Raw genomic sequence first — 20,161 nt, 5'->3', positions numbered from 1 at the left:
ACCAGTCTGGCACGAATGCTCGGGGTGACGCTACGTCCGGCGCCTTGCTTCCCGCTGCGCCAGATCCGCCCTGACCTCGGCCGCGCTCGCAGCTCGGCCACCCGCCGCCTCGACTTGCCGCACCGTCTCGCTGACCAGCGCGACGTTCGTCTGCGTCGCCCCGAAGGGCGCATCCTCGAGCCCGGCGCGGACATGCACGCCGCGCGCGACCGCCGCCGGCACCAGCCCGGTCAGATCGACGCCGAGCCCCGCGATCATAACCGGCGCGTCCGGCGCATCCTCCGCCAGCAATTTCAGATGCGCGTCGAGCGCCCAGTCGCGCGGCGGAAAGCCCCAGGCGAAGGCATCAGAGAACATCAACCGGTAGATCGGGCTGGGCATGCCGGGATAGGCCTTGGCCAGCGCGGCGCCGAGCCGGGTGAAACCTGGCTCGTAGATCGCATAGCTCGGATGGACCTGATGGCGCTGCGCCACCTCCATGCCCTCGCGGATATGCTCGCCGGGATTCTGGTAGATGAAGCCCGCCTCGCCCGAGGGGATGCCCGCGAAGGTCGTCCAGTTGCAGGAGCCGGGATCGAGCACGCCCCATTCGACGAGGCCGCGCTTCGCCAACTCCTCCAGATGGGTGTAGCGCCCGGAACCGATCATGTCGCCGGCATAAGCCGACCCGAGGATGGGGATCGTCGGATAGACGATGGCGTCGACCTTCGTCCGGATGCCCTCGATCGCCTGCGCATAGAGTTCCCAGTCGTCGCGCTGACGCCCGGTCTCGACGTCATAGACATGCAGATGCACGATCGCCGCCCCCGCCTCGACCACGGCGATGCCGTCCGCGACGATGTCGGGAATCGTGATCGGAATCCCGCGCTGGCGCTCCTTGCCCCAGGGGCCATTGATCGCAGCCTCGATCCAGATCGGCGTGGTCATCGCAAGAGCCTCATGCCGGCGCATCCTTCGGCCAGTTGTCGCGGATCCAGCGCGTCAGCCCGTCCTCGTCGACCTCGCCCGCGGCGAGCGCGAGGATGGCGGCGGCGGCCATGGCTGGCTCGACATCGAAATCAATGCCGTTGAGACCGAGAAAAACGATCATGCAGCCGAATGCCGCGCGCTTGTTGCCGTCGACGAATGGATGGTTGCGCGCAACGCCGAAGGCATAGGCCGCAGCCAGCGCCGCGAGGTCCGTCTCGCCATAGGCAAATTTGTTCGGGGCCCGTCCCAGGGCCGATTCGAGCAGGGCCCGATCGCGGATGCCCGCCGGTCCTCCGAAGATGGCGAGTTGCTCCTCATGGATGCCTCGCGCAAGCTCGATGCCTACCCAGAACGGCTCGCTCACTTGGCGAGTTCGCGATAGGTGGCCGCATATTTCTTGAAGGACTTCCGGGCGATGGCCATGCCCCGAGCATGCAGATCGTCATGGCGCTGGAGTTTGATTCCCCCCTCAGGCTGCCGTACGAACTCAAGTCTGTCGCCTTCGGCAAAGCCAAGCTGCGCGAGCAATTCCTTCGGCAGGATGAGACCGACCGAGTTTCCAATTTTGCGAAGCTGCAGGACGGCGGCAGTCTCGGTTTCCGGCTTGGTGATCTCTTTCATGGCACATCTCCAACCGTGTTATACATATCGTATAACACACCGGTGAGACGATCGCCATGAAGACCAATGGACATGCGTCCGTCGTTGCCGATCCATTTCGTGATACGGCTGATCATACCGGTTCATAGATGAGGAAGCAGATGCTCGAACGCCACGCGACCTATGGCGCAACCTTCGACCGCTTCCGCTGGACCATCCCCGAGCGCTTCAACATCGGCGTCGCTGCCTGCGACCGTCATGCCGACGGCGGCTGCAAGCCGGCGCTGGTCTACGAGGACGAGGCAACCGGCGTCGCGACACTGAGCTTCGATGACCTGAAACGAGCCAGCAACCGCATCGCCAACATGCTGCGCGGCCGTGGTATCGGCCCGGGCGAGCGCGTCGGCATCCTGCTGCCGCAACGGCCGGAAACGGCGATGGCGCATCTCGCCGTTTACAAGCTGGGCGGCATAGCGCTGCCGCTGTTCATCCAGTTCGGCCCCGAGGCGCTGGAGCACCGGCTCCAGCACAGCGGAGCGGCAGCCCTGATCACCGACGCCGAAAACCTCCCCAAGATCGAGGCGATCCGCGACGCCCTGCCCGATCTCAGGCGCATCTTCGTCATCGACGGCGCAGGCGGTCATCTCGACCTCGCAACCGAGATGGCAACGGCCTCGGACGACTTCACACCCGTCGATACGAGGGCCGACGATCCGGCGCTGATCATCTACACCTCCGGCACCACCGGAAAGCCCAAGGGCGCGCTCCATGCCCATCGCGTCCTGCTCGGGCATCTGCCCGGCGTGCAGGTGCCGCAATCTTTCTTCCCCCAACCCGGCGACCTGTTCTGGACACCCGCCGACTGGGCCTGGATCGGCGGGCTGCTCGATGTGCTGTTGCCGAGCCTCTGTTGCGGCATTCCGGTGCTCGCCTCGCGCGCCCGCAAATTCGATCCCGAGGCCGCCTTCGACCTGATGGCGCGGCACAAGGTCCGCAATGCCTTCCTGCCACCCACTGCGCTGAAGCTGATGCGCCAGGTCCGTGACCCGCGCCGCTTCGGATACGCCATGCGCTCGATCGGCAGCGGCGGCGAGACGCTCGGCGCCGACATGCTCGACTGGAGCCGCGACACCTTCGGTTTCGCCGTCAACGAGTTCTACGGCCAGACCGAGGCCAATCTGCTGGTCGCCAATTGCGAGAGCCTGTTTCCGATCAGGCCGGGCTCGATGGGCCGCGCCGTGCCCGGCCACCGCGTCGCGGTGGTCTCGCCCGAGGGCGAGAAGCTGCCGGCCGGCGAGGCCGGGCTGATCGCTGTCTCCAGGCCCGATCCCGTGATGATGCTGGAATACTGGCGCCAGCCCGAAGCCACCGCCGCAAAGTTCGCAGGCGACTGGCTCCTCACCGGCGACACCGGCACTCGCGATGAGGACGGTTATTTCTGGTTCCAGGGCCGCGACGACGACATCATCTCCTCGGGCTCCTACCGCATCGGCCCCGGCGACATCGAGGATTGCATCATCCGCCATCCGGCCGTGCTGATGGTCGCGGTCGTCGGCGTGCCCGACCCGGTGCGCACCGAAATCGTCAAGGCCTTCATCCTGCCGAAGCCGGGCATCGAGACATCCGCTGCGCTGGCGGCCGAGATCCAGGCCTTCGTCCGTGACCGTCTCGCCGCCTACCAGTATCCGCGCATGATCGAGTTCGTGACGGAACTGCCGATGACGGCAACGGGCAAGATCCAGCGCAAGAATCTGCGGGAGATGGAGGCGGCGCGGAAGCGGGAGGGTTGAAGGAGGGGCGCGGGGAAGTCACTGCACCTCCAGCACCAACTCGAAGGTCATCAGCACGGGGTTGTCGCCGCGCAGGAGCCTCCCGCTCGCCATCGCCCCGGTGAAATCGACCAGCGCGACATCGATCTCGGCCTCGCCATCGGCGATCCGCCCCGCCGTGATCGCGACCTCAGTCGCGAAATTCTGCACGCTGCTGCCGTCCTCGAACCGCGCCTCGATCGTCGACCCGACTCCGCCATGGATCGTCGCCCGCGCGATCCCGCGCTCGGCGCAGAACCGCTCCAGCGCGCCGCAGAAATCGACATTCGGCTTGACCCTGAGCGCGAAGAAGCGCCCCTCGCGCGTCGCGCCGAGCAGATCTGCCGTGCGCGGGCCGAAGAGTTTGAAATTCGTCTCGCTGTCCGGCTCGGCGACGAAGGCGGCACCGTCGAGCCCGACGGCCGGCAGCCTGACCGTCTCGGCCAACACCGTCTCGTCGGGCAGGATATGGCCGCCGCTGCGCTTGCCGTCGCCTTCCAGCCAGAGCGCATGGGCATGGAAGAACGGCGCGCCGTCGCGCTGGCCGAAGGTCATCGCGCCGGTCTCGATCCGGGCGACGCCGGCCGGCCTGAAGGTCTCGCTGTAGAAGGCCGCGTGCTCCGGCGTCTGCGACAGCGCCGGCATCACATAGGCGAAGGGCGCAAGCGCGAGGCCGTCGAGCTTCGCCACGCCGGAGGTGAAACCGGCGGCCGCGAATCCGCGCCGCACGGCTTCCAGCAGCGGCAGCCCCGCCTCCAGCGTCATCGGGAAACGCAGGCCGTGGCATTCCGCCCACTGGATGCGCTCGGGCGTGCTGCGGCCAGGCTGTTCGATCCGCCTCACGAGGCCTTCCCCTTGAGCCATTCGAGCTCGCCGCGCGCTTCCAGCTCGTCGCGGACGAGGCGTTTGGGCACCTTGCCATAGCCGGATTTCGGCAGCGCATCCCAGAAGAAGAAGCGCTTCGGCATCTTGTAGCGGGCGATCTTCTCGGAGAGGAAGCCCGCGATCTCGGCCTCGCTCGGGCGCTCGCCGCCGCGGCAGACGCAGACCGCGACGCCGATCTCGCCCCAGACCGGGTCGGGCAGGCCGAGCACCGCGACCTCCGCGATCGCCGGATGGGTCAGGATCTTCTCTTCGATCTCGCGCGGATAGATGTTCGAGCCGCCGGAGATGTACATGTCCGAGGCGCGGCCGGTGATGTAGACGAAACCCTGCCCGTCCATATGGCCGAGATCGCCAGTGCGGAACCAGCCATTGCGGAACGACTTCGCATTGGCTTCAGGGTTGTCGTAATAGCCGGCGAAGACGGCGGGCCCGATGACACAGATCTCGCCCTGCACACCCGGCTCGACCTCGCGGCCTTCATCGTCCTGGATCTGGACCTGCATGCCGGTGCGGGGGAAGCCGCAGCTTCCCACGCGTGCATCCGGCCCATCCTGTTCCTCGTGCAGATAAGTCGGCAGCACGGTGATGTTGCCGGTGACCTCGCCCAGCCCGAAATACTGAACCAGCACCTTGCCGAGCTTGGCGAGCGCCCGTTTCTGGTCCTCGCGATACATCGGCGCACCGGCATAGATGACATAGCGCAGGCTGGAATGATCATGGCTGTCGACCGCCGGATGCTCGACCAGCATCTTCAGGATCGTCGGCACCGTGAACAGGCTGGTGACGCGGTGGCGCGCGATCAGCCGATAGGCCTCGTCGATGTCGAAGCGCTCGGTCGGCAGCAGGATCGTCGTCGCGCCGTGCGCCGCGAGCATCAGCTGATGCACGCCCGCGCCATGCGACAGCGGCGCCACCACCAGCGAGGAATCCGCTTCGGTCGTGCCCGGCACGAGGTCGCAGAGATGGTTTGTGATGACGAAGCCCATCTGGCCATGGGTCAGCACCGCGGCCTTGGAACGCCCGGTCGTTCCCGAAGTGAAGAAGAACCAGCACGGGTCGTCATGCTCGACCGCGACGTCGACGACGCGCTCGCCGCGATGGCGCGCAATCACCGCACCGACCTCGTCCTCGCCGAAGCTGGCGGGGCCGATCCGCCAGGTGAAATCCGGTGCGGGCGCAGCCTTCGCCACAGCCGCCGCATGGTCGGGAAAGTCGCCATGGCAGAGGAAGGCCTTGGCCCCCGACGAGGTCGAGAGATAGGCGACTTCGTCCGGCAGCAGCCGGAAATTCGTCGGCACCCAGACGGCGCCGACCCGGAAGGCCGCGAACATCGAGACGAACATCGCGTCGCAGTTCTTGGAATGGACCAGGATGCGGTCGCCCTTGCCGATGCCGCGCGCCCGCAGGCCCGCCGCCAGCGCCGACACCTGCGCGTCGAGATCAGCCCAGCTCAGTGTCAGATCGCCCCAGATGAAAGCCGGGTGATCGGCAAGCCGCCGGGCATTCTGCGCGGCGATATGGCCGAGATTCATCACCCGCCGCGTCATCGGAACGACGCCGCCGGCGGGCGCGGTGGAAGACGTCAATGCGGCCATTCAAGGCACTCCCATATCGATATGGTCTTTAGGTAAGCGCAGCATCACGCGCGTCTCGCCTCAATCGGCGCGGCCGCGGGCCGTCCGGCGCGGCTCGCCGTCTTGCGCCCGGACACGAACATCTCGGCCAGCCGGCGTTCCATCCGGGCGACTTCCAGCGCGAGATGGCGGCCGAGTTCCTCCTGCCGGTCCGGCTGCATGCGGCTGTCGATCGCGGCGAGGCTGAGCGCCCCGGCGACGCGCCCGTCCGGATAGCGGAAGGCGGCGCCGATGCCCCAGGAACTCGCGACCAGCCGACCCGGATTGACCGCGAAGCCACGCTCCCGCGCCAGCGCCAGATCGCCCCGGATCAGCTCCGGCGCAAAGCCCGGATAATGCGTCAGCAGGACCGGCGCATTGGCCTCGATGATCCGGTCCACATCATCGTCCGGCAGCGCCGCCAGCATGGCGAGCGAGCCCGCCCCGACGCCGAGCGGATGCTGCAGCCCGGCCTGCAGCGCATGCGTCCGCACCGGATAGGTGCCCTCCTCGCGATGCAGGCAGACCGAATAGTTCTCGCGCCGGATCGAGAGGAAGCTCGTATCCATCGTCACGGCCGAGAGCCGTCTCAGGCTCTCCATCGCCAGTTCGAGCAGCCCATGCCGGCGCGCCGCCAGCACGCCGAGCACGAAGGCCTCCTCGCCGAGGCAGTAATGCCGCGTCTGCGGCTCCTGCTCGACGAGTCCGGCGCGCATCAGCGCCAGCAGGAGCCGGCGCGCCGTCGGCTTGTTGAGCCCGCTGCCCGCCACGATCTCCGTCAGCGGAAGCCCGCCGGCCGGCTCGCGGCCGATCAGCGCGAGCAGCCGCAGAGCGCGGTCGACGCTCTGCGAACCGGACATGCCGGTGCGCGCTTCGTTGAACTGTGCCACCTTGGCTTCCTCAAGCCTGGTCCACGATATGGACCTTATTCTTGTCGAATGACACTAGATCGCTCCATTCCGGATTGCAATGCGGTGCCCGTCGTGTAATCTCCGCGCCAACCTGATGTGACTTCGATCACAGTATGGACCGTGTCGACGGCTGCCAGACAAGCCAACAAGATCGACGCGCATGGGAGGACAAACCGATGCCGATGCAGGCAACCCGCAAGGGCGCCGGCTGCGTGCCCGCCGCCATTTCGCCGCTGGCTGACGCCGTCGTCGCCACGCCCTGCATCAGCGCTCGCGGCTGAGCCGGCACATGGTCGACGTCGCCGACAGGATCGCACTGCCCGAGGATCTCGCCGACCTGGACGATGTTCGCCCGGGTTCTCCCATCATGCGGCCGGTCGAGATGATCGCGGCCGGGCTCGTCGCGCTGATCATCGGCGTGCTGCTGCTCGGCGTGACCTCGCGCTATGTGTTCTCGCTGCCGGTGGTTTGGATCGACGAGGTCGCCTCGATCTCCTTCCTCTGGCTCGCCATGCTGGGCTCGGCCATCGCGATCGACCGCAACGAGCATCTGCGGCTGACGCTCTTCGTCGGCATGATGCCGGAGCGCCTGCGCGGCTTCGCCAACACCTTCGCGCTGCTGGTGGTCGCGGCCTTCCTGCTGGCGATGGTCTATCCGGCGATCGACTATGCGATCGAGGAAAGCTTCGTCACCTCCGCCGCGCTCAACATTCCCAATAGCTGGCGCGTCTCGGCCATCGCCACCGGCATCATCCTGATGACGCTGCTGGCCCTGCGCCATGCGGTGCGGACCTCGACTCTGCGCGACCTCATGCTGGCGACGGCGCTCGTCGTCGCCATCGGTGTGGCCTTCTGGCTGCTGACCCCGACCTTCAAGGGCCTGGGCTACGGCAACATCCTGATCTTCCTGCTCGGCGTCGTCGCGCTTTGCCTGGTTGCCGGCGTGCCGATCGCCTTCTGCTTCGGCATGGGCACGCTCTGCTTCCTGATGTTCTCGACCAGCGTGCCGATGATCGTCATGGTCGGCCGCATGGACGAAGGCATGTCGAGCATCATCCTGCTCTCGGTGCCGATCTTCGTGCTGCTCGGCTGTATTCTCGACGCCACCGGCATGGGCAAGGCGATCGTCGACTTCCTCGCCTCGATGCTCGGCCATATCCGTGCCGGCATGTCCTATGTGCTGCTCGGCTCGCTCTTCCTCGTCTCCGGCATCTCGGGCTCGAAGGTCTCGGACATGGCGACGGTCGCACCCGCGCTCTTCCCCGAGATGAAGCGCCGCGGCTACCAGCCCAAGGAGCTGATTGCGCTGCTCTCGACCGGCGCGGCCATGGCCGACACGGTGCCGCCCTCGATCGTGCTGATCGTGCTGGGCTCGGTCGCCGGCGTCTCGATCGCGGGCCTGTTCAACTCCGGCTTCGCCATCGCCATGGTGTTGCTGCTGGCGCTCGCCATCCTCGCCCGCTGGAAGGCGCGCCACGAGGACCTCAAGGGCGTGCGCCGCGTCTCCTTCGCCGTCATCGGCAAGACCGCGCTGATCGCCGGCCCGGCGCTGGTGCTGCCCTTCATCATCCGCGGTGCCGTCGGCGGGGGCATCGCCACCGCGACCGAGGTCTCGACCATCGCGGTGCTCTACGCGCTGATCATCGGCATGGTGCTCTATGGCGGCATCAGCCCGCGGAAGTTCTACGCGATGTTCGTCGAGACGGCCGCCCTGTCCGGCGCGATCCTGATGATCCTCGGCACGGCGCTGGCCATGGCCTGGGCCCTGACCCAGACCGGCTTCGCCCGCGACCTCGCCACCTTCATGGCCGGCCTGCCAGGCGGCTGGCTCACCTTCATGGCGGTGACCATCGTCGTCTTCATGATCCTCGGCTGCGTCCTCGAGGGCCTGCCGGCGATCGTGCTGATGGCGCCGCTGATGTTCCCGATCGCCAAGAATCTCGGCATCAACGACGTCCATTACTCGATGGTCGTGGTCACCGCGATGAACATCGGCCTGATGACGCCGCCGATCGGCATCGGCTTCTATATCGCCTGCAAGATCGGCAACGTCTCGCCCGACGAGGCGATGGGCGCGATCTGGCCCTATCTCGTCGCCCTGCTCGCCGGGCTCGTCATCATCGCCGTCGTGCCCGGTATCTCGACCTGGGTGCTGTGACGGAGAAACCCGACGCCGACAGCATATCGCCCCCTGCTTCCCGGCAACGACCGGGCAGATTCTCGAAAGACAACGCATTACCGGGAGAAACGACCATGACCATCTCACGCCGCACCCTGCTGCAGGGCACAGCCGCCGCCTCCGCGATCGGCAGCTTCCACATCGGCAGCGCCTTCGGGCAGACTGCGGAATTCACCTACAAATACGCCAACAACCTGCCCATCGCGCATCCGATGAACCAGCGCGCCAATGAGGCGGTCGAGAAGATCAAGGCCGAGACCAATGGCCGCGTTGCGATCCAGATCTTCCCAAACAACCAGCTCGGCTCCGACACCGACATGCTGAGTCAGGTCCGCTCCGGCGGCGTCGAGTTCTTCACGCTGTCGCCGCTGATCCTCTCGACGCTGGTGCCAAACGCTTCGGTCTCGGGCATCGGCTTCGCCTTCCCGAACTACGACGCTGTCTGGAAGGCGATGGACGGCGAACTCGGAGCTTACGTCCGCGGCCAGATCGGCAAGGCCAACCTCGTCGTCATGGACAAGATCTGGGACAACGGCTTCCGCCAGATGACTTCCTCGAAGGGGCCGATCAACACCCCTGACGACCTCAAGGGCTTCAAGATCCGCGTGCCGGTCTCGCCGCTCTGGACCTCGATGTTCACCGCCTTCCAGTCCTCGCCGGCGAGCATCAACTTCGCCGAGGTCTACACCGCCCTGCAGACCAAGGTCGTCGACGGCCAGGAGAACCCGCTCGCGATCATCTCGACCGCCAAGCTGTTCGAGGTGCAGAAGTACCTCTCGCTGACCAACCACATGTGGGACGGCTTCTGGTTTCTCGGCAACCGCCGCGCCTGGGAGCGCCTGCCCGAGGATCTGCGCGCGATCGTTGCCAGGAACCTCAACGCCGCCGCCGAACTGGAGCGCGCCGACGTCGCCAAGCTCAATGCCGGGCTGCAGGGCGACCTCGCCTCCAAGGGCATGGTCATCAACGAGACCAAGGCCGACCCCTTCCGCGACGCCCTGCGCAAGGCCGGCTTCTACGCCGAGTGGAAGAAGAAGTATGGCGACGAGGCCTGGGGCATCCTGGAGAAGGCGGTCGGCGGCTCGCTCAGCTGACGCGGTTCCAACACCCGCGCCGTCATCCCGGACGAGCCGCGAAGCGGCGCTGATCCGGGATCCATGCCTGAACCGTGCCGACATGGATCCCGGATCTCCGCTTCGCTCCGCCCGGGATGACGGCGCGTTTCCACGAATTCGTAGAGAGAGTTAGCCATGGCCGACCGGCTCAAGGGCAAGATCGCCATCGTCTTCGGTGCCGGCTCCTCCGGCCCGGGCTGGGGCAATGGCAAGGCGGCGGCCGTTGCCTTCGCCCGGGAGGGCGCCCGCATCGCCTGCATCGACATCAGCCAGGCCGCCGCCGACGAGACCGCCGCACTCATCAACGGCGAAGGCGGCATCGCCATCGCACTCGCCGCCGACGTCACGCAGCAGGCTTCGATCGATGCGGCTGTCGCGGCGACGATGACCCGCTTCGGCCGCATCAACATCCTGCACAACAATGTCGGTGTGACCCATATGGGCGGGCCGGTCGAACTCTCCGAAGAGCAGTTCAAGGCGGCGATCGACCTCAATCTCGGCCCGGTCTATCGCTGCTCCAAGGCCGTCATCCCGCATATGCTGAGCGGAGGCGGCGGCGCGATCGTCAACATCTCATCGATCGCAGCGATCCGCTGGGTCGGATATCCCTATTTCGCCTATTACGCGACGAAGGCCGCGGTTAACCAGGCGACAGTCGCGCTCGCCATGCAATATGCAAGGCAGGGCATCCGGGCGAACTGCATCATGCCCGGCCTGATCGACACGCCGATGATCTACAAGCAGATCTCCGGGCAATACGCCTCGGCTGAGGAGATGGTCGCCGCCCGCGACGCGCTCGTGCCGATGGGCAAGATGGGCACGGCCTGGGACATCGCCAATGCAGCGGTCTTCCTCGCCTCCGACGAGGCCAGGTTCATCACCGGCGTCTGCCTGCCGGTCGATGGCGGCCAGACCTGCTCGGTTGGGGCGATGGGCTGAGCGCTCACCCTCACCTCCGATGCGCGATCCAGTCCGCCAGCGCGCCCGGCAGCCCCGCGCTCTCCTTCGCCCCCGGCCGCCGGAAGCTGCCTTCCCGCGCCTTGAGCGGGCGCAGCAGCGCCAGCGTCTCGGCCTGCTTCACCGCCGCCTGCACCTGGTCGATCACCGGCACCGGGATGCGCTCTCGCACCTTGGCGGCCAGCCCCGCCAGCGGCGCACCGGCGAGGATCACGACATCGGCCTGCGTGCTCGCGACGGCATCATTGGCGAGTGCGACCAGCAGCTCCTCCTTCTCCTCCTGCACATCGGAGATCGAGCGGAAGGCGCCGTCCAGCATGCGAATGCCGGCGCAGCGATCGCTCATGCCGTGCATCTCGACGCATTCCCGATACCAAGGGCCGAGTGCCGTCGCGAAGGTGACGATGGCGAAGCGCCGCCCCAGCATGCAGGCGGTCAGCATTGCGGCTTCGGCCATGCCGACGACCGGCACCTCGAACAATTCGCGCGCCGCGAACAGCCCGGGATCGCCGAAGGCCGCGATCACCGCGGCGTCGTAGCTCCCCGCCCGCTCGGCCAGCATTTCCAGCGCGATCGCGCCGCCAATCTGCGCCTCCGCCCGCGTCGAAATGTAGGGCACGCCGCGCGGCGCCGTCGCGGGCACGATTCCCGTTCCGGTCGCCACCACCTGCTGGGCCGCATCGACGAGGCGCGCAGTCAGGCTCTCGCTGGTGTTGGGGTTGAGCAGCAGAATCTTCATCAGTCACCGTCCGTATCGCTGCCGTATGGCGCGAGCATGCGCCGCGCACCTCGCCTGCACCCCGCGTGCCATGTCCGCCCCCGGAGGACCAGCCATGCCGCGGAACCGCCAGCGATATTCCAGACATGGAACACTTGATCCATTTCGCCGGCACTGTCAGAACGATGAGAATCGTTCCAACGCTGCAAAGGCGTTACTGATGCAGAGGCGTTCGCATGGATGACGGGACGGCCCCCGGGCTCCCCCGCGATTTCGACGGGCTGAGGGCGCTGATCCTCGGCCGTCGTCAGTCGCTGCCGAAGCGCATCGCTCAGGTCGCGGCCTATGCGCTCGACAATCCCGACGAGATCGCCTTCGGCACCGCCGCCAGCATCGCGGTCGCGGCTGGCGTGCAACCCTCGACTCTGGTGCGCTTCGCCCAGCATCTCGGCTTCGACGGATTCACGAGCCTGCAGACGGTGTTCCGCGAGCGCCTGCGCGAGCGCAATTCGAGCTATGAGGAGCGCCTCAGCGCACTGCGCGCCGATGTCGGCGGCAACGGCGCCAATCACCGCATCCTCGAAGGCTTCCTGACCGCCTCGGGCACTTCGCTCGACCTGATGGCGCGCTCCCTCGACGAAGCAGCCCTCGACCGCGCCATCGCGGCCCTCGCCGGCGCCGAAACGGTCTACATTCTCGCGCGGCGCCGCTCCTATCCGGTCGCGAGCTACATGGCCTATGCGCTCGGCAAGCTCGGCGTGCGCTACCAGCTCGTCGAATCGGCGGCGGGCCTGAGCCCCGAGATCCTCTCCTTCGCCGGCAAGCGAGACATCGCGCTCGCTGTCAGCTTCTCGCCCTATGCGGCAGAGACGGTCGACGAGGCCCGCCTGCTCTCCGAGCGTGGCGTGCCCGTCATCGCCATCACCGACAGCGCCTTTTCGCCGCTGGTCCAGTTCGCGACGATCTGGTTCGAGGTCGCCGAAGCCGATTTCGGCGGCTTCCGCACGCTGTCGGCGACGATGGCCCTGTCGATGGCGCTGGCCGTCGGCATCGGCGAAGCGAGGCGCGACCGCAAGCCCGGCAAGGATCGCCGCAAGGCTTAGCCGCTTCTTGCTGGACGGAATAGAGCAATCAGGAACATACGTTCCGAATTGACTGTTCCGTAGAATTATCATTTCGTAGACGCCGCATCGCCGGAGCCATCGGGCAACCGGCGGGCCATAGGCATGGCAAGGGCAGGGATAGCCGGGAGACACACATGGCGGGATCGCAGGGCGAAGCAGCGCAGGCGCTCGACGTCATCACCATCGGCCGCGCCTCGGTCGACCTTTACGGCCAGCAGATCGGCTCCCGACTCGAGGACGTCACCAGTTTCGCCAAATCCGTCGGCGGCTGCCCGGCGAACATCGCCATCGGCACCGCCCGCCTCGGCCTGCGCTCGGCCCTCCTGACCCGCGTCGGCAACGAGCAGTTCGGCCGCTTCCTGCGCGAACAGCTCGCCCGCGAAGGCGTCGATCTCGACGGCTTGAAGACGGACCCGACCCGGCTCACCGCCCTCGCCATCCTCTCGGTCGAGAGCGACAAATCCTTCCCGCTGCTCTTCTACCGCGAGAACTGCGCCGACATGGCGCTGGAGGAAGGCGATATCGACGAAGCTTTCATCGCCCGGGCCCGCGCCGTCGTCGTCACCGGCACGCATTTCGCCCGCCCCAACACCGAGGCCGCCCAGCGCAAGGCGATGCGCCTGATGCGCGCGCAGGGCGGCAAGGTCGTGCTCGACATCGACTACCGGCCGAACCTCTGGGGCCTCGCCGGCCACGATGCCGGCGACAACCGCTACATCGCCTCGCAAGCCGTCTCCGAGCGAATGAAGACGGTTCTGCCAGGCTGCGACCTGATCGTCGGCACCGAGGAAGAAGTCCTGATCGCCTCCGGCGAGAGCGAATTGCTGCCGGCCCTGAAGACGATCCGCGCGCTTTCCTCAGCCACCATCGTCCTCAAGCGCGGCCCGATGGGTTGCATCGTCTATGACGGCGCAATCCCCGATGATCTGGAGCAGGGCATCGTCGGCAAGGGCTTCCCGATCGAGGTCTACAACGTGCTCGGCGCCGGCGACGCCTTCATGTCCGGCTTCCTGCGCGGCTGGCTCGGGGCTGAGAGCCTCCAGACCGCCGCGACCTGGGCCAATGCCTGCGGCGCGTTCGCGGTCTCGCGCCTGCTCTGCTCGCCGGAGAGCCCAACTTTCGCGGAGCTGCAATATTTCCTGAAGAACGGCAGCCCGCATCGCGCGCTGCGCAAGGACGAGGCCATCAACCACATCCACTGGGCGACGACGCGCCGCCGCGACATCCCCTCGCTGATGGCTCTCGCCTGCGACCATCGCTCCCAGCTGGAGGACCTCGCCACGAAGCTCGACGCCGACCCGGCCCGCATCCGCGACTTCAAGGTACTTGCGGTGAAGGCAGCGGCCCGCGTCGCCGCCGGCCGCCCCGGCTACGGCATGCTGCTCGACGAGAAGCATGGCCGCGAGGCGATATTCGAATTCGCCCGCCACCCTTTCTCCTGGCTGGGCCGCCCGGTCGAGCTCCCCGGCTCGCGCCCGCTACGCTTCGAGATCAGCCAGGATGTCGGCTCGCTCCTGCCGGAATGGCCGGTGGACCACTGCATCAAGGCGCTCTGCTTCTACCATCCCGATGACGAGCCGGCCCTGAAGCAAACCCAGCAGGACAAGCTGCGCGGCCTGTTCGAGGCGGCGCGCAAGGTCGGCCGCGAATTGCTGGTCGAGATCATCGCCGGCAAGAACGGCCCGCTCGGGGACGACACCATCGCCCGCGCCCTGGAGGAGATCTACGCGCTCGGCATCAAGCCGGACTGGTGGAAGCTCGAACCGCAATCCTCCCCCGCGGCCTGGGCAGCGATCGAGAAGACGATCGCAAGGCACGATCCCTGGTGTCGCGGCGTGCTTCTGTTGGGCCTTGACGCTCCTGCCGAAGAGCTGGAAGCCGGCTTTGCGGCCACGTCCGGCGCGTCCATCGTCAAGGGCTTCGCCGTTGGCCGGACGATCTTCATGACGGCCGCCGAGGGCTGGCTTGCCGGCAAGCTCGACGACGAGGCGGCCATCGCCGACATGGCCAGGCGCTTCGGCGCCCTGACCGACCTCTGGCTTGCCACGCGCGGCCGCAAGGCGGCGTAAGCTCAGTGCTGCTGTTTCGCCCTCGCGGGTCATCCCGGACAAGCCGCGCCAGCGGCGCCGATCCGGGATCCATTCCGGAGCGTTCATCGGTTAGGTTCCGGAATGGATCCCGGGTCTCGCTTCGCTTGCCCGGGATGACATCGTCACTTGTTGCAAAGAGTCGGAAGCCGACATGACCCGCACCATCCGCCTCACCATGGCGCAGGCGCTGACGCGCTATCTCAGCCGCCAGATGACCGAGATCGACGGAAAGCGCCTGCCGATCTTCGGCGGCGTCTGGGCGATCTTCGGCCATGGCAATGTCGCGGGCCTGGGCGAGGCGCTCTGGCATGAGCGCGTGCGCCTGCCAACCTTCCGCGCCCATAACGAGCAGGCCATGGCCCATGCGGCCATCGCCTATGCCAAGGCGAATATGCGCCGGCGCTTCATGGCCGCGACCACCTCGATCGGCCCCGGCGCGACCAATCTCGTCACGGCGGCCGCGCTCGCCCATGTCAACCGCCTGCCGGTGCTGCTGCTGCCGGGCGACGTCTTCGCCGGCCGCGTCCCTGACCCCGTCCTACAACAGGTCGAGGATTTCGGCGATGGCACCGTCTCGGCGAATGACTGCTTCCGTCCCGTCTCGCGCTATTTCGACCGCATCACCCGGCCTGAGCAGATCATCCCGGCGCTGGCCCGCACAATGCAGGTGCTGACCGACCCGGCCGAATGCGGCCCCGTCACGCTGGCCCTCTGCCAGGATGTTCAGGCCGAGGCCTATGACTACCCCGAGAGCTTCTTCGCCGAGCGCCTCTGGACGCCGCGCCGTCCGCGCCCGGACCGCAGCGAGCTCGCAGCGGCAGCCGCCGCGCTCAAGGCCGCGAAGAAGCCGCTGATCATCGCCGGCGGCGGCGTGCTCTATTCCGGCGCCTCCGACGATCTCGCGCGCTTCGCGACCACGACCGGCATTCCCGTCTGCGAGACGCAAGGCGGCAAGTCGGCCCTGCCCGACGACGCGCCCCTCAACATGGCCGCGATCGGCGTCACCGGCACCTCTGCCGCCAACCGCCTCGCCGCCGAGGCCGACCTCATCCTCGCCGTCGGCACGCGGCTGCAGGATTTCACCACCGGCTCCTGGGCGCTGTTCGGCGCTTCGGAGAAGGCGATCATCGGCCTCAACGTCCAGCCCTTCGACGCCGGCAAGCACCGCGCCTTGCCGCTCGTCTCGGACGCCCGCGAGGGCCTGACCGAACTCTTCGCCGCGCTCGGCAACTGGCAGGCGCCCGAGGGCTGGACGGCGAACGCCAAGGCCGGCAAGGCTGATTGGCGCAAGGAGGCAGATGCGGCGACCGCCGCGACCAACGCCGCCCTGCCCTCCGACGCGCAGGTCATCGGCGCCGTCCAGCGTACGCTCGGCTCGGACGTTATCCTGCTGCATGCGGCCGGCGGGCTTCCCGGCGAGTTACACAAGCTCTGGCAGGCCGGCCCGCCCGGCTCCTATCATGCCGAATACGGCTTCTCGTGCATGGGCTACGAGATCGCCGGCGGCCTCGGTGCCAAGATGGCGCGGCCGGACAAGGAGGTCGTCGTCATGGTCGGCGACGGCTCCTATCTGATGCTGAACTCCGAGATCGCGACCTCGGTGATGCTGGGGCTGAAGCTCACCATCGTCCTGCTCGACAATCGCGGCTTCGGCTGCATCAACCGCCTGCAGAACGCGACCGGCAGCGCCTCCTTCAACAATCTGCTGAAGGACGCCCGCCATGAGACCCTGCCGCAGATCGACTTCGTCGCCCACGCCGCCAGCATGGGCGCGATCGCGACGAAAGCCGCGTCGATCGCGGAGCTCGAAACCGCGCTTGCCGCGGCGAAGAGCAACGCCCGCACCACTGTCGTCGTCATCGACACTGACCCGCTGATCTCGACGGGCGCCGGCGGCGCCTGGTGGGACGTGGCGGTGCCGGAGGTCAGTGAACGCGTCGAGGTGCGCGAGGCGCGGGCGAATTACGACGTCAGCCGGAAGCGGCAGCATGTCGGTGAGTGATCCGCCATCTACGAGGGAGGGCGCGGGGAACCCCTCTCCTGTAAGGAGAGGGGCAGGGGTGAGGTGAAGGCCCTTGAACCAGTTCGCCCAGCCCTCTCCGCAGCAGCGGTTAGGATATAGCACGGACGTCCAGCGACCATCCCCTCACCCTGCCCTCTCCCTCCGGGAGAGGGTTCCCCTCGCGTTTCATCGACATCTCTGCCTGAACACTGACGGCCATCAAGGAACGACACATGATCCGCATCGGCGCGAACCCCATCGGCTGGTCGAATGACGACATGCTGGAGATCGGCGGCGACATCCCGCTCGAAACCTGCCTGAAGGAAGCGCACGCCGCCGGTTTCACGGGCATGGAACTCGGCAATAAGTTCCCGCGCGAGGCCAGCAAGCTCAAGCCGATCCTCGACGCGCATGGCCATGCGCTGGTCTCCGGCTGGTATTCGACCGAACTGCTGGTGCGCGACGTCACCGCCGAGATGGCCGCCGTGAAGGCCCATGCGACGCTGCTGCGCGACATGGGCTGCTCGGTCCTGATCGCGGCCGAGACCTCGAACGCGATCCATTCCGACATCGGCAAGCCGCTCTCGGCGCGGCCGGTGCTGGCCAAGGACGGCTGGGCCGATTTCGGCGCGCGCTACACCAATTTCGCCGAAGCGGTGAAGTCGGAATACGGCCTCCAGCTCGTCTACCATCACCATATGGGCACGGTGGTCCAGACCGAATCCGAGATCGACCGCTTCATGGCGGTCACCGGCGAGGCGGTCGGCCTCCTACTCGACACCGGTCACGCCACCTGGGGCGGCGGCGACCCCGCCCGCATCGCCCGCCACTGGAAGACCCGCATCCATCATGTCCACTGCAAGGACATTCGCGAGACAGTGATGTGGCAGTCGAACCGGGAGGACTGGTCCTTCCTCGAATCGGTTCTTGCCGGTGTCTACACCGTGCCGGGCGACGGCTTGATCGACTATGTCCGCGTGCTGCGCGAACTGCAGGGTTATGCCGGCTGGATCGTCGTCGAGGCCGAGCAGGACCCGAAGAAGGCCGATCCCGCGACCTACGCCAAGCTCGGCCACGCCAATCTCTCGCGCTTCATCAAGGAGGCTGGGCTAGCCTAACGTTCTCCACTGTCATTCCGGACAAGCCGCGAAGCGGCGCAGCTCCGGAATCCATGCCGGATCGCCTGCCGGAAAGGGTCAGGCATGGATTCCGGGTCTGCGCTTCGCTTGCCCGGAATGACGGCAGTGCTTTCGACACGCTCTACAGACCTCAAGGACGCGTCCCATGTCCCACCTCCAGATCAAGCCCGCCGGCAGCCACGGCCGCGTCACCCATGTCACGCCGGAGAGCGCCGGCTGGACCTATGTCGGCTTCGACCTGCATCGCCTGAAGCCGGGTGAGACGGTCTCCGCCAAGACCGGCGATCGCGAAGCCTGCCTCGTCTTCGTCACCGGCAAGGGCGAGGTCGCGGCAGGCGGCAAGCCTCTCGGCGAACTCGGCCGGCGCATGTCGCCCTTCGAGGGCAAGCCCTGGTCGGTCTATGTCCCGCAGGGCTCGGATTGGTCTGTCACGGCCACCACCGATCTGGAACTAGCGGTCTGCACGGCGCCCGGCCTCAGCGGCGGCCTGCCGATGCGCGTCATCGCCCCCGACGATCTCGGCCAGGAGGTCCGCGGCAAGGGCAGCAACACCCGCCACGTCACCAACATCCTGCCGGAGACGGAAGCCGCCGACTCGCTGCTCGTCGTCGAGGTCATCACGCCTGCCGGCAACACCTCGAGCTATCCACCACACAAGCACGACCAGGACGACCTGCCTCGCGAATCCCATCTGGAAGAGACCTACTACCACCGTCTCAACCCGCCGCAGGGCTTCGGCTTCCAGCGCGTCTACACCGACGACCGCAGCCTCGACGAAGCGATGGCGATCGAGGATGGCGACGTCGTGCTGGTCCCCAAGGGCTACCATCCCTGCGCCACCTGCCACGGCTACGACCTTTACTATCTCAACGTCATGGCCGGCCCGAAGCGGACCTGGAAGTTCCACAACGCCGCCGAGCACGAGTGGCTGACCAAGCTCTGAGCCCGCCCGATCCTTCATATGGATGACGCGAGGGCGCGGCGCTCTCGCCATCGTCGGCTGACCTTTGTGCGGGATGCCGTTCGAACCCGGACGCACCCGTCTCGCCAAGGACGCGGAAAGGCCCGATGAAGACCGCCCTTCTCCTGCTCTCGCTCCCGCTGTCCGGGGCGATGCCTTGGCTGATGCCCTCAACCGCCACAGCCCAGAACCAGCCGCTGCCCGGCCGCGTCGTCCAAGCCGGTGGCCTCGATACCGGCATCGTTAGGATCACCGATGCCAACCAGCTCGGCCGGGAGCTGAACGAGAAGGGCCGCGCCAATGTCTACGGCATCCTCTTCGATGTCGACCTCGCCGAGATCAGGCCGGAGTCGCAGCCGCAGCTCGCGGCCATCGCCGATCTGCTGACGAAGAACCCCGGCCTCAGGCTCGATATCATCGGGCATACAGACAGCCAGGGCGGCGCGGGCTTCAATCTCAAGCTCTCGGACCTGCGCGCCTTCTCGGTCGTCGCCGAATTGTCGCTGCACTACAGCATCGACCGTGCGCGGCTGAACCCGCTCGGCAAGGGCCTGAGCCAGCCCGTCGCCGCCAACACGGACGAGGCTGGCCGCGCGCTCAATCGCCGGGTCGAACTGGTCAGGCGCTGAGCGCCGAATCCAATGCGTCATTCTCGGGTTCGTCCCGAGAAGCTTACGACAAGATGGCTGGTTGCCGAGATGGTCGGGTCAGGCCCGACCATGACGAGCGGCAACGATCCTCATGTCCCACATTTGTAGACCGTCCCCGCCGTCGAGGGGCCCTTCCACTTGATATCGGCGACGGGGGTAAGGACATGAGTGCCGCCCATGTCGGCCGCCCTGATTTTCATCCGCGCCAATGTCGCGTCGCGCGCCTTGTCGAGCACCAGGATCGAGTGGAACTCGGAGGCGCCGTCGATCTCGCCCAGCGACTTGCAGGGCTCGACCACCGCCTTGTTGTCCGTCAGCACGACGATGTTCGAGCGCGAGGTCGGAATCGCGCAGGCGGCGAGCATCAGGGCCGGCATCATCAGCACGGGCAGCAGGCGTTTCGACATCGGGCGTATCCTCGGGCGGTAGCAGGAGCGGCG

At 67.0% G+C, this 20,161-nt stretch carries 18 protein-coding genes; 10 read left to right on the top strand and 8 right to left on the bottom strand.

All coding sequences use genetic code 11. From position 1 onward, the window contains the following. Window positions 1-30: 30 nt before the first annotated feature. From AC1RMY_RS02795 to AC1RMY_RS02785, 3 genes are read right to left on the bottom strand one after another with little or no spacing between them, the layout of a single operon-like run. Window positions 31-927 (bottom strand): beta-keto acid cleavage family enzyme, encoded by an 897-nt coding sequence (locus tag AC1RMY_RS02795; protein ID WP_492862414.1) that lies wholly within the window; start codon window positions 925-927, stop codon window positions 31-33. 10 nt (window positions 928-937) lie between these two features. After that, window positions 938-1,333, bottom strand: coding sequence for a type II toxin-antitoxin system death-on-curing family toxin (locus AC1RMY_RS02790; RefSeq protein WP_492862412.1), 396 nt, complete (start codon window positions 1,331-1,333; stop codon window positions 938-940). Next, window positions 1,330-1,590 carry an AbrB/MazE/SpoVT family DNA-binding domain-containing protein gene (locus tag AC1RMY_RS02785; RefSeq protein ID WP_492862411.1) on the bottom strand — a complete coding sequence of 87 codons (261 nt, stop codon included), beginning with the start codon at window positions 1,588-1,590 and terminating at the stop codon, window positions 1,330-1,332. Before AC1RMY_RS02785 ends, AC1RMY_RS02790 begins: the two co-directional genes overlap by 4 nt. Before the next feature lie 140 nt (window positions 1,591-1,730). Here AC1RMY_RS02785 and AC1RMY_RS02780 point away from each other — a divergent pair, with 140 nt between their 5' ends. Continuing rightward, window positions 1,731-3,359 carry an acyl-CoA synthetase gene (locus tag AC1RMY_RS02780; protein WP_492862410.1) on the top strand — a complete coding sequence of 543 codons (1,629 nt, stop codon included), beginning with the start codon at window positions 1,731-1,733 and terminating at the stop codon, window positions 3,357-3,359. A gap of 18 nt (window positions 3,360-3,377) precedes the next feature. Here the strand turns inward: AC1RMY_RS02780 and AC1RMY_RS02775 are convergent, their stop codons facing one another. From AC1RMY_RS02775 to AC1RMY_RS02765, 3 genes are read right to left on the bottom strand one after another with little or no spacing between them, the layout of a single operon-like run. Continuing rightward, window positions 3,378-4,220 (bottom strand): PCC domain-containing protein, encoded by an 843-nt coding sequence (locus AC1RMY_RS02775; RefSeq protein WP_492862409.1) that lies wholly within the window; start codon window positions 4,218-4,220, stop codon window positions 3,378-3,380. Then, entirely contained in the window at window positions 4,217-5,857 is a 1,641-nt protein-coding gene (locus tag AC1RMY_RS02770; protein WP_492862408.1) for an acyl-CoA synthetase, read from the bottom strand. The genes AC1RMY_RS02775 and AC1RMY_RS02770 overlap by 4 nt, the downstream gene beginning before the upstream one ends. A gap of 44 nt (window positions 5,858-5,901) precedes the next feature. Next, the gene (locus AC1RMY_RS02765) at window positions 5,902-6,735 is read right to left on the bottom strand and encodes an IclR family transcriptional regulator (protein ID WP_492863549.1); all 834 of its coding nucleotides are present in this window, start codon (window positions 6,733-6,735) and stop codon (window positions 5,902-5,904) included. Between the two features lie 340 nt (window positions 6,736-7,075). On the opposite strand from AC1RMY_RS02765, the gene AC1RMY_RS02760 reads away from it, so the two are divergent. The 3 genes from AC1RMY_RS02760 to AC1RMY_RS02750 all read left to right on the top strand — a co-directional run bounded on the left by AC1RMY_RS02760 (window position 7,076) and on the right by AC1RMY_RS02750 (window position 11,019). Next, the gene (locus AC1RMY_RS02760; RefSeq protein WP_492862407.1) at window positions 7,076-8,944 is read left to right on the top strand and encodes a TRAP transporter large permease; all 1,869 of its coding nucleotides are present in this window, start codon (window positions 7,076-7,078) and stop codon (window positions 8,942-8,944) included. Between the two features lie 95 nt (window positions 8,945-9,039). Continuing rightward, the gene (locus tag AC1RMY_RS02755) at window positions 9,040-10,059 is read left to right on the top strand and encodes a TRAP transporter substrate-binding protein (RefSeq protein ID WP_492862406.1); all 1,020 of its coding nucleotides are present in this window, start codon (window positions 9,040-9,042) and stop codon (window positions 10,057-10,059) included. 156 nt (window positions 10,060-10,215) lie between these two features. Then, complete coding sequence (locus AC1RMY_RS02750; protein WP_492862405.1) at window positions 10,216-11,019, top strand: SDR family NAD(P)-dependent oxidoreductase; 804 nt, start codon at window positions 10,216-10,218, stop codon at window positions 11,017-11,019. A 10-nt stretch (window positions 11,020-11,029) separates the two neighbouring features. Here AC1RMY_RS02750 and AC1RMY_RS02745 read toward each other — a convergent pair whose 3' ends face one another. Then, window positions 11,030-11,776, bottom strand: coding sequence for an aspartate/glutamate racemase family protein (locus AC1RMY_RS02745; RefSeq protein WP_492862404.1), 747 nt, complete (start codon window positions 11,774-11,776; stop codon window positions 11,030-11,032). Window positions 11,777-11,991: 215 nt separating this feature from the next. On the opposite strand from AC1RMY_RS02745, the gene AC1RMY_RS02740 reads away from it, so the two are divergent. The 6 genes from AC1RMY_RS02740 (at window position 11,992) to AC1RMY_RS02715 (ending at window position 19,700) form a co-directional block, all read left to right on the top strand. Next, on the top strand, window positions 11,992-12,858 hold the full coding sequence (locus AC1RMY_RS02740; protein ID WP_492862403.1) for a MurR/RpiR family transcriptional regulator: 867 nt from the start codon (window positions 11,992-11,994) through the stop codon (window positions 12,856-12,858). Between the two features lie 155 nt (window positions 12,859-13,013). After that, window positions 13,014-14,948: a bifunctional 5-dehydro-2-deoxygluconokinase/5-dehydro-2-deoxyphosphogluconate aldolase gene (locus tag AC1RMY_RS02735; protein ID WP_492862402.1), complete on the top strand. Its 1,935-nt coding sequence runs from the start codon at window positions 13,014-13,016 to the stop codon at window positions 14,946-14,948. Window positions 14,949-15,120: 172 nt separating this feature from the next. Further along, window positions 15,121-16,971: a 3D-(3,5/4)-trihydroxycyclohexane-1,2-dione acylhydrolase (decyclizing) gene (gene iolD / locus AC1RMY_RS02730; protein ID WP_492862401.1), complete on the top strand. Its 1,851-nt coding sequence runs from the start codon at window positions 15,121-15,123 to the stop codon at window positions 16,969-16,971. Between the two features lie 233 nt (window positions 16,972-17,204). Next, window positions 17,205-18,089 (top strand): myo-inosose-2 dehydratase, encoded by an 885-nt coding sequence (gene iolE / locus AC1RMY_RS02725; RefSeq protein ID WP_492862400.1) that lies wholly within the window; start codon window positions 17,205-17,207, stop codon window positions 18,087-18,089. A gap of 166 nt (window positions 18,090-18,255) precedes the next feature. Then, complete coding sequence (gene iolB, locus AC1RMY_RS02720) at window positions 18,256-19,053, top strand: 5-deoxy-glucuronate isomerase (protein ID WP_492862399.1); 798 nt, start codon at window positions 18,256-18,258, stop codon at window positions 19,051-19,053. A 125-nt stretch (window positions 19,054-19,178) separates the two neighbouring features. Further along, window positions 19,179-19,700, top strand: a complete 522-nt coding sequence (locus AC1RMY_RS02715; RefSeq protein WP_492862398.1) for an OmpA family protein — start codon at window positions 19,179-19,181, stop codon at window positions 19,698-19,700. A gap of 110 nt (window positions 19,701-19,810) precedes the next feature. Here the strand turns inward: AC1RMY_RS02715 and AC1RMY_RS02710 are convergent, their stop codons facing one another. After that, window positions 19,811-20,128: a hypothetical protein gene (locus AC1RMY_RS02710; protein ID WP_492862397.1), complete on the bottom strand. Its 318-nt coding sequence runs from the start codon at window positions 20,126-20,128 to the stop codon at window positions 19,811-19,813. Window positions 20,129-20,161: the final 33 nt, after the last annotated feature.

Source organism: Allobosea sp. GW822-FHT03F07 (assembly GCF_058801345.1).
This window is presented reverse-complemented; position numbering and strand designations above follow the sequence as displayed.